Annotated in this window: 5 protein-coding genes and 5 pseudogenes; 4 read left to right on the top strand and 6 right to left on the bottom strand. The window is 50.4% G+C overall.

Features of this window, described 5'->3' with window-relative positions; genetic code table 11:
- Positions 1-170: 170 nt before the first annotated feature.
- The 4 genes and pseudogenes from rpoD to rpsU all read right to left on the bottom strand — a co-directional run bounded on the left by rpoD (position 171) and on the right by rpsU (position 4,627).
- A pseudogene (rpoD, locus tag DZ54_RS20435) lies at positions 171-2,009 on the bottom strand (RNA polymerase sigma factor RpoD).
- Between the two features lie 93 nt (positions 2,010-2,102).
- Positions 2,103-3,860, bottom strand: a pseudogene (gene dnaG, locus DZ54_RS20430) (DNA primase).
- An 82-nt stretch (positions 3,861-3,942) separates the two neighbouring features.
- Positions 3,943-4,387: pseudogene (locus tag DZ54_RS20425) on the bottom strand (GatB/YqeY domain-containing protein).
- A 24-nt stretch (positions 4,388-4,411) separates the two neighbouring features.
- Positions 4,412-4,627 (bottom strand): 30S ribosomal protein S21, encoded by a 216-nt coding sequence (rpsU, locus tag DZ54_RS0109075; RefSeq protein WP_021022685.1) that lies wholly within the window; start codon positions 4,625-4,627, stop codon positions 4,412-4,414.
- A 253-nt stretch (positions 4,628-4,880) separates the two neighbouring features.
- Between rpsU and tsaD the strand changes: the two genes are divergently transcribed.
- Positions 4,881-5,915 (top strand): tRNA (adenosine(37)-N6)-threonylcarbamoyltransferase complex transferase subunit TsaD, encoded by a 1,035-nt coding sequence (tsaD, locus tag DZ54_RS0109070; protein ID WP_025673838.1) that lies wholly within the window; start codon positions 4,881-4,883, stop codon positions 5,913-5,915.
- Positions 5,916-6,034: 119 nt separating this feature from the next.
- Here tsaD and DZ54_RS27425 read toward each other — a convergent pair whose 3' ends face one another.
- Positions 6,035-6,253, bottom strand: coding sequence for a glycerol-3-phosphate acyltransferase (locus DZ54_RS27425; protein WP_420804848.1), 219 nt, complete (start codon positions 6,251-6,253; stop codon positions 6,035-6,037).
- Positions 6,232-6,638 (bottom strand): annotated as a pseudogene (plsY, locus tag DZ54_RS20420) (glycerol-3-phosphate 1-O-acyltransferase PlsY). Before plsY ends, DZ54_RS27425 begins: the two are co-directional and overlap by 22 nt.
- A 170-nt stretch (positions 6,639-6,808) precedes the next feature.
- On the opposite strand from plsY, the gene folB reads away from it, so the two are divergent.
- The 3 genes and pseudogenes from folB (at position 6,809) to DZ54_RS20415 (ending at position 8,457) form a co-directional block, all read left to right on the top strand.
- Complete coding sequence (gene folB / locus DZ54_RS0109060) at positions 6,809-7,162, top strand: dihydroneopterin aldolase (RefSeq protein WP_025673837.1); 354 nt, start codon at positions 6,809-6,811, stop codon at positions 7,160-7,162.
- Entirely contained in the window at positions 7,159-7,656 is a 498-nt protein-coding gene (gene folK / locus DZ54_RS0109055; protein ID WP_025673836.1) for a 2-amino-4-hydroxy-6-hydroxymethyldihydropteridine diphosphokinase, read from the top strand. The genes folB and folK overlap by 4 nt, the downstream gene beginning before the upstream one ends.
- 5 nt (positions 7,657-7,661) lie before the next feature.
- A pseudogene (locus DZ54_RS20415) lies at positions 7,662-8,457 on the top strand (undecaprenyl-diphosphate phosphatase).
- The last annotated feature ends 131 nt before the right edge of the window (positions 8,458-8,588 follow it).

The raw sequence follows: 8,588 nt of genomic DNA, 5'->3' as shown, positions 1-8,588 counted from the left end.
TGGCTTTCTTAGGCTTGGCCACACTGTTTATCACTTAGTACGCGCAGAGTAACGGCGACATGCCAACCGTATTAGTTTGTCCGTATCATAGACAAGAAAAAGGCGAGCCACTGGCTCGCCTTTTTTTGTTTTGGTGCTAATCGCTTGTTTTGGTGCTAAAAGCCTATCGCCTACTCGTCCAAGAAGCTGCGCAGAGTTTCTGAGCGGCTAGGGTGACGGAGTTTACGTAGCGCTTTGGCCTCAATCTGACGAATACGCTCACGGGTGACATCAAACTGTTTACCCACTTCTTCCAACGTATGATCAGTATTCATTTCAATACCAAAACGCATCCGCAGTACCTTGGCTTCACGTGGCGTCAGGCCAGCCAAGACATCGTTGGTTGCCATTTTAAGGTTATTCGACGTCGCCGAATCCATAGGCAGCTCCAACGTGGTATCTTCAATAAAATCACCCAAGTGTGAATCTTCATCATCACCAATCGGCGTTTCCATTGAGATAGGCTCTTTGGCAATTTTCAGCACTTTACGAATTTTATCTTCCGGCATCAGCATCCGCTCAGCCAACTCTTCAGGTAAAGGCTCACGGCCCATTTCCTGAAGCATTTGGCGCGAAATACGATTGAGCTTGTTAATGGTCTCAATCATATGCACCGGAATACGAATGGTCCGTGCTTGGTCAGCAATCGACCGAGTGATCGCCTGACGAATCCACCAAGTTGCGTATGTTGAGAATTTATAGCCACGGCGATATTCGAACTTATCCACCGCTTTCATCAAGCCAATGTTACCTTCTTGAATAAGATCCAAGAATTGCAGGCCGCGGTTGGTGTATTTCTTTGCAATCGAAATCACCAAGCGCAAGTTAGCCTCAACCATTTCTTTCTTTGCACGGCGCGCTTTGGCTTCACCAATGGACATGCGACGGCTGATATCTTTGATACGCTCAACCGACAGGCCTGTCTCGTCTTCGATGATTTTTAGCTTTTGCACACAACGGCGAAGATCTTCTTCGTAACGTGCAACACGCTCGGCGTAAGGCTTGCCTGAATTAAGTGCTTGGTCAATCCATGCATCTGACGACTCGTTACCAGCAAATAATTGCACGAAGGTTTTCTTTCGGCATTTTCGCCTGATCGACACAAAGACGCATCACCAAACGCTCTTGGTACGTACCTTGTCCATGGTCTGGCGCATATCATTAACCAGACGATCAAACTGTTTGGGGATCAGACGGAACTGTTTAAATATCTCAGACAATTCTTCGATCGATGATTTCGTGCGGTCGTCATAACGCCCGTACTGCTGAATCGCGGTTTCCATTGCCGAATAAGTACGACGCAATTCGCTGAACTTTTCACGTGCGAGTTCAGGGTCGATACCGACATCTTCTTCACTCTCATCGTCGTCGCTATCGTCTTTGTCGTCGTCATCTTCGTCATCCAGCTCTTTTTCACTGAGCTCGGAGCCGATATGAGTCGCAGTCGGGGCGATATTATCCTGTTCGGGATCGATAAATCCCGAAATGATATCGGTTAAGCGAAGCTCTTCGGCTTCAACTTTGTCGAATTGATCAAGCAGCGAAGCAATCGAGGCCGGGTACTCCGCCACCGAACACTGCACTTGGTGGATGCCATCTTCGATACGCTTGGCAATATCGATCTCGCCCTCACGGGTCAATAGCTCGACCGTCCCCATTTCACGCATATACATGCGCACAGGATCCGTGGTGCGACCAATCTCGCTTTCCACACTCGATAAGGCTGCCGCCGCAGCTTCTGCTGCATCTTCGTCGGCCACGGTTTCTGACATCATTAGCTCATCGGCATCTGGCGCGGCTTCCACCACTTGAATGCCCATGTCATTAATCATCTGAATGATGTCTTCTATTTGGTCGGAATCGACAATGTCTTCCGGGAGGTGGTCATTAACTTCGGCATAGGTCAGATAGCCTTGCTCCTTGCCTTTTGCGACAAGCAACTTTAGCTGTGACTGCGGATTTTGATCCATAGACGATATCCAACTTCGGGTCTGAGTGAAGAATTTAGTATGCGGAAACGCAAACCGCCAATTTTAACAAATGTCACCTTTGCTGGCTACTTTCTAAACGGACTGGCTCTGTATGAGTAGCATCAGTTCCCGCTTCTCTTCGACTGATAAGCCGACGGTATTTGACTTCGCTTGCAACTTGGCTATTTGTTGTTCGACACACTGGGCAAGTATTTTATCCAGTGAATCGCAAAAAAGTTCTGACGCATTATCATCGTCAACATAGAGCTCCCAGCCAGCCAAACGGGCTAACAAGGCTTCTTGTTTGGTTCCCCGCCAGTGCTCTAGCAACTGACCGGTAGTGATATGGGGGCGCTGTCGACAGATCTCAAGGATCGGGTTTAACAATGCTAGCCCAGGTAAGTCAATAGTGTCTGCCGAGGGTAACGGCGGCACTTCTTGACCGAGCATCGGGTATTGTACCAATAAGGCAATCACCTCACGCATTGGTGTGCGTTTGATGTCTTGCTGACCATGAACBTAACCTTAACCTGGTTGTCCTTGTCGGCTGATCAGCGTATCTAGCTGGTGATCATCCATGATACCGAGCTTTTGCCCTAAGGTATTACGTAAATACAGGCGTAATGTATCACCCGGCACTTTCTCAATCAGCGGCACCGCTAAGTTGGCGAGCTTGGCTTTGCCTTCTCGGCTACTGGTATCCACCTGCTTGAGCAGGGTATTAAACATAAAGGTCGATAAACTTTGCGCCTCGCTCAAGCGCTGCTCAAAACCGTCTTTCCCTTCTTGGCGGATCATGGAGTCAGGATCATCGCCATCGGGCAAAAACATAAACTTCAGCTGTCGGCCATCATGAATATAAGGCAGCGCTTGCTCCATCGCACGCCATGCGGCATCACGACCGGCACGATCCCCATCGTAGCAACACAGTATAGTACCGGTTTGACGGAACAGGGTTTGAATATGTTCACCTGTGGTGGAGGTCCCCAATGAGGCAACCGCGTAGTCAACGCCAAATTGCGCCAACGCCACCACATCCATGTACGCCTCTACCAACCAAATACGTTCTGGATGGCGATAAGACTGCATCACTTCATACAACCCATACAACTCACGACCTTTATGAAAGATCGGGGTTTCTGGAGAGTTAAGGTATTTTGGCGTGCCATCTCCCAACACCCGGCCACCAAAACCAATCACGCGACCACGCCGATCGCGAATCGGGAACATAATGCGGCCACGAAAACGGTCATAAGTATGACCATTGTCATTTTCAATCAGCATCCCTGCCGTTAACAGTTGTTGCTGATCGGCTTGGCTACGCCCAAAACGTCGCTTAATGGTATCCCATTGGTCAGGCACAAACCCGACACCAAACTGTTTTACCACTTCTCCGGACAATCCACGCTGTTTGAGATAATCGATAGCCACTTGCCCAGCATCGGTGCGTAACTCACCGCTGTAAGTACGCGCAATGGCTTCCATCATCTCGTAGATTTGGCGCTTGTCATCACTTGGCATACTAGGCCGAGCGGGGCCACCCGACGACTGCTCGCGAGGTACCTCTAAACCCAGGCCACTGGCTAGCTCTTCGATCGCTTCTGGAAATTCGAGCCGCTCGAATTCCATCATAAAATCAATCGCATTACCGTGCACACCACATCCGAAGCAGTGATAAAACTGCTTATCCTGGCTCACACTGAATGAGGGGGTTTTCTCGTTATGGAACGGGCAACAGGCACTGTAGTTTTTGCCTTTTTTCTTGAGTTTGACCCGTGCATCTATGATCTCAACGATGTCGAGACGTGAAAGCAAGTCATCAATGAATGCGCGCGGGATTCTGCCTGCCATAACCTGAAATTTATAAGGAGAGAAGCAAACAAGCCGCGCCGTCCATAATGGAAAGCACGGCTTGTTATAAAGTGGGAAAAGTCTAGCCTAGGTGTGCTTTGACACGCTGGCTTACTTTCCCCATATCAGCACGGCCTTGCACTTGAGGTTTTAATACCCCCATGACGTTGCCCATGTCTTGCATTGACGATGCACCCGTTGTTTCAACGGCTGCTTTCACCAATGCGTCGACGTCGTCATCGCTCAGAGGCTGGGGTAGAAATTCTTCTATCACCACAATCTCAGCGAGCTCTACATCGGCAAGATCATCACGACCGGCTGCTTGGTACTGAGCTACGGAATCACGGCGCTGTTTTACATTTTTGGTCAACACAGCCAGGATTTCATCATCGCTTAGCGACTGACGCGTATCCACTTCTTGCTGCTTGATTGCTGCCATTACCAGACGAAGCGTACCGAGGCGCGCTTTGTCTTTTTGTTTCATCGCCGTTTTTTGCGCGTTCTTTTAGACGTTCAAGCAATTCCATAGCATTTTCCTGAATCTATCGTTATTAGTACATACGTACGCGGCGTTGGTTTTCGCGTGCCAACTTTTTCAGGTGACGCTTTTGAGCAGCGGCTTTAGCGCGTTTGCGAACGGTAGTTGGCTTTTCATAGTTCTCACGACGGCGAACTTCAGAAAGAATACCTGCTTTTTCACAAGAGCGCTTAAAGCGACGCAGTGCTACGTCAAATGGTTCGTTTTCACGTACTTTAACTACTGGCATGTGCCTTTCACCTCGGGGGTTGTCAGTTACTGCTGGCGAACAATTGGCCAGCCTTGATTAAAAATGGTGCGAAATTCTAATCCGAAGAAGGGGTGAATGTAAAGCGCATCTAGCGAATTACTTCTAAGCCATGTAAGATTGCACGCACGGTCAGTCTGTTCTGACACTCTCTTCTCCGCTTTGATCACCGCATTATATCATGTGGGCAATGATCTTAAATACACAATCTATCGGCTGTTAACCTGAGGTTATGATGCGCATTTTAGGCATAGAGACATCTTGTGACGAAACCGGCGTTGCGATCTACGACGATCAGGCAGGCCTTTTGTCACTACCAACTTTACACGTCATGGTAAAACTGCATGCCGATTATGGCGGCGTCGTGCCCGAGCTGGCCTCACGCGATCATGTCAAAAAAACCTTGCCGTTAATTAAGGCGGCTATGGCGCAAGCGAACCTTACGCCCGACCAACTCGATGGCATCGCTTATACCGCCGGTCCAGGTTTGGTAGGTGCGTTACTGGTTGGATCCACCATTGGTCGTAGTCTTGCGTATGCCTGGCAAGTGCCCGCCGTGGGTGTCCACCATATGGAAGGTCATTTACTCGCGCCCATGCTTGAAGATAATCCGCCCGCTTTTCCTTTTGTTGCGTTGCTGGTCTCAGGCGGCCATACCTTATTGGTCGAGGTGAAAGGCATTGGCCAATACCGTATTTTAGGTGAATCGATTGATGATGCGGCCGGTGAGGCGTTTGATAAAACCGCTAAGTTGATGGATCTCGATTACCCGGGTGGCCCATTATTGTCTAAGCTCGCCGAAAAAGGCACCCATGGCCGCTTTACCTTTCCGCGTCCCATGACGGACCGGCCGGGCTTGGACTTCAGCTTTTCCGGCCTCAAGACTTTCGCAGCCAACACCATTACCGCTAACGACACCGACGATCAAACCCGAGCAGACATCGCCTATGCATTTCAAGAGGCGGTGGTCGACACCTTGGCGATTAAGTGTAAGCGCGCCTTAGACCAATGCGGCCTGAACCGTTTAGTGGTTGCTGGAGGTGTCAGTGCTAATCGTCACCTACGTGATAAGCTCGACATGCTGACGAAAAAGCGTGGTGGTGATGTGTTTTATCCTCGCCCTGAGTTTTGCACGGATAACGGCGCGATGATCGCCTACGCGGGCATGCAACGACTTAAAAATGGTGAGCATATGGGACTCGGCGTCAAAGCCCAGCCTCGTTGGCCATTAGACACGCTCGCGGCTGTCGGTAGTGATCAGATCGACTAACAGCAACACGTGATAACAAGTCGCAAAATCGCTACAACATCGTACCACCAAAAAAAGGCAGCCATAGGCTGTCTTTTTTAGTCAACACGCGATGCTATCCTTGCTAGGCCTAGCCTAAACTACCGCTCTCGCCGCCACCAGCGCAGTAAAACAGGCTTTTCTTCACCTTCCAGCAACCGCCGGATATTGTCGTAATGACGAAATAAAATCAGGCAAGAGAGCATGGCCACGGGCATGGTAAATTGCGGTTTAATCCACCAAGTGAACAGGGGAGCGACAATCGCGGTGACGATCGCGCTTAATGACGAATAGCCTGTCACGACGAGTACCAGCCCCAAGTGGCGACCAGCAATCCGGTAAGGCTTAACCCGATCGGTGCCATCGCTCCCAGCGCAGTCGCAACCCCTTTCCCACCGCGAAAATGGAAAAATACCGGGTAAATGTGGCCAAGACAGGCAGCAATGGCGATCAGCCGAGTAAAAAGGGGTTGATGCCTATTAAGTAACTCAGCCACACCGGGATCGTCCCTTTGAGCATGTCGCATAATAGCACCAATACCGCGGCAAACCGCCCACCGAGCCGATAGACATTGGTCGCGCCTGGATTTTTAGACCCTTGATCTCTGGGGTCGGGTAAAGAAAAGGCACGACAAACCAGGACTGCACTAGATACAGAGCCGAGTAAGTAGGCAGCGATGATGATGGCAATGGCCAGTGCAGTCATGTGAAATTCCTAGAGTTTGTGCCGCATTCGTTGCTATAGTGCGCTCACGTTCATCGATAAACCTATCATGGATCGGAACGTATTACGTATCCGCCTGTCAATGGACACATCCAATGATACGAACTTTCTTACCACAGTGGTATCCGACCTGTCACGGAGTGTGAAAAAACATGGATTCCGTATTCATAGAACAACTCGACGTGTACACCACGATCGGTGTTTACGATTGGGAACAAACCATCCAGCAAAAGTTAGTGTTCGATATTGAAATGGCGCACAACAACCGCCCCGCGGCCCAACAGGACGATGTCGCCCTTGCGCTTGATTACGCGAGCGTCAGTGAGGCGATTATTGCCCACGTTCAAGCTAGCCGCTGTGCCTTAATCGAACGCGTCGCCGAAGAAGTCGCGAGCCTGGTCCAATCTCAGTTTAGCGTGCCTTGGGTTAAAGTCCGCGTCGACAAACCCGGCGCCGTAGCGCCCGCACAATCGGTAGGCGTTGTCATAGAGCGAGGCACACGGTGACACAAGCATTAGTCAGTATCGGCTCAAACATTGAGCGCGATTTTCATATAGAAGCGGCGGTTCACGCCCTGCGCCAACTCGACCCACAGTGCCGATTTTCACGCATTTTTGAAGCAGAGCCGGTCGGGTTTGAAGGCTCTAATTTTTATAATCTGATTGCCGAACTTCACACCTCCCAGCCATTAGACACCTTTTGGCAGGCCATCCGTGATATCGAGCGTCAGTATGGCCGCCAGCGTAATGATATTAAGTATCGCGATCGTACCTTGGATATCGACTTGCTCACCTTTGGGGAGCACTGCCAATCGAGTGGCCCGACCTTGCCCCGCAACGATATCTATAAATTTGCTTTTACCCTTTGGCCGCTTGCTGAACTGTGTCCGACGCAAGCCGTGCCCGGTGATGGCCGTACCTTCGCCCAACTTTGGGAGGCGTTTGACCAGCACCAGCCTCTGTGGCCCATTGATTCCCCTGCTTATTTGAAGGACAGTTAATCACCATGAGCCTATTCGAAGCCTTCTTTTTAGCATTGATTCAAGGACTGACTGAGTTTCTTCCCATTTCCAGCTCTGCGCACCTGATCCTCTCCTCAGTTGTTTGGTTGGGCCGATCAAGGGTTGGCGTTTGATGTCGCCGTGCATGTGGGTACCTTGGCCGCCGTCATCGGGTATTTTCGCCGTGAAGTCTGGAATTTGCTCGGCGCATTTTTCGCATCCTTGGCCGGAAAACACAGCCGCGATAGTCAATTAGCCTGGATGATCGTGTTAGCGACCATTCCTGCTTGTCTCGCGGGATTGTTCCTAAAAGACTTGATAGCGTTGTACTTACGCTCGGTGTGGGTGATTGCCACCACTACCTTGGTATTTGGCGCCCTATTGTGGTGGGCCGATCGTCACGCACGGCTTGCCAATGACGAGTACCAAACCACCAAGTCGCGAGCATTGTTTATTGGTATCGCGCAAGCGCTAGCATTGATCCCGGGAACATCGCGCTCCTGGCGCGACCATCACCGCCGCCTTGATGCTCGGTTACACACGTGAAGCCGCGGCACGGTTCTCGTTTTTGATGTCGATTCCGATCATCACCTTGGCAGGCTCTTACCTTGGTTTGCAGCTTGCAACCAGCTCTGAGCCCGTTACATTAGCCCGATAGGGGTCGGCGTGTTGGTCTCATTTGTCAGTGCGTATGCCTGTATTCACGCGTTTTTGAAATTAGTCACGCGCGTGGGGATGCTCCCTTTTGTCATCTATCGTCTGGTGCTTGGTGCGGTCTTAATCGCTTTTATCGCCGGATAAAACAGATACCGTCTAAGAAAAAAGACCAAGCACGAGATCGCTCGTGCTTGGTCTTTATTACCTCGTTTTTTTGCCGAGTGATGGTTGCCAAGTCATGGTTGCAAAGAGGCGCGGTCGAGAAGCTAAACCAC

The organism is Salinivibrio socompensis S35 (genome assembly GCF_000513715.1).
In the GTDB taxonomy this organism is placed as follows: Bacteria; Pseudomonadota; Gammaproteobacteria; order Enterobacterales; family Vibrionaceae; genus Salinivibrio; species Salinivibrio socompensis.
The sequence above is the reverse complement of the archived record's forward strand: the minus strand, read 5'-3'. Positions and strand labels throughout refer to the sequence as shown.

Coding starts and splice junctions, on each gene's coding strand:
- tsaD (WP_025673838.1), top strand. CDS start 4,881: ATGCGCATTTTAGGCATAGAGACATCTTGTGACGAAACCGGCGTTGCG.
- rpsU (WP_021022685.1), bottom strand. CDS start 4,627: ATGCCAGTAGTTAAAGTACGTGAAAACGAACCATTTGACGTAGCACTG.
- folB (WP_025673837.1), top strand. CDS start 6,809: ATGGATTCCGTATTCATAGAACAACTCGACGTGTACACCACGATCGGT.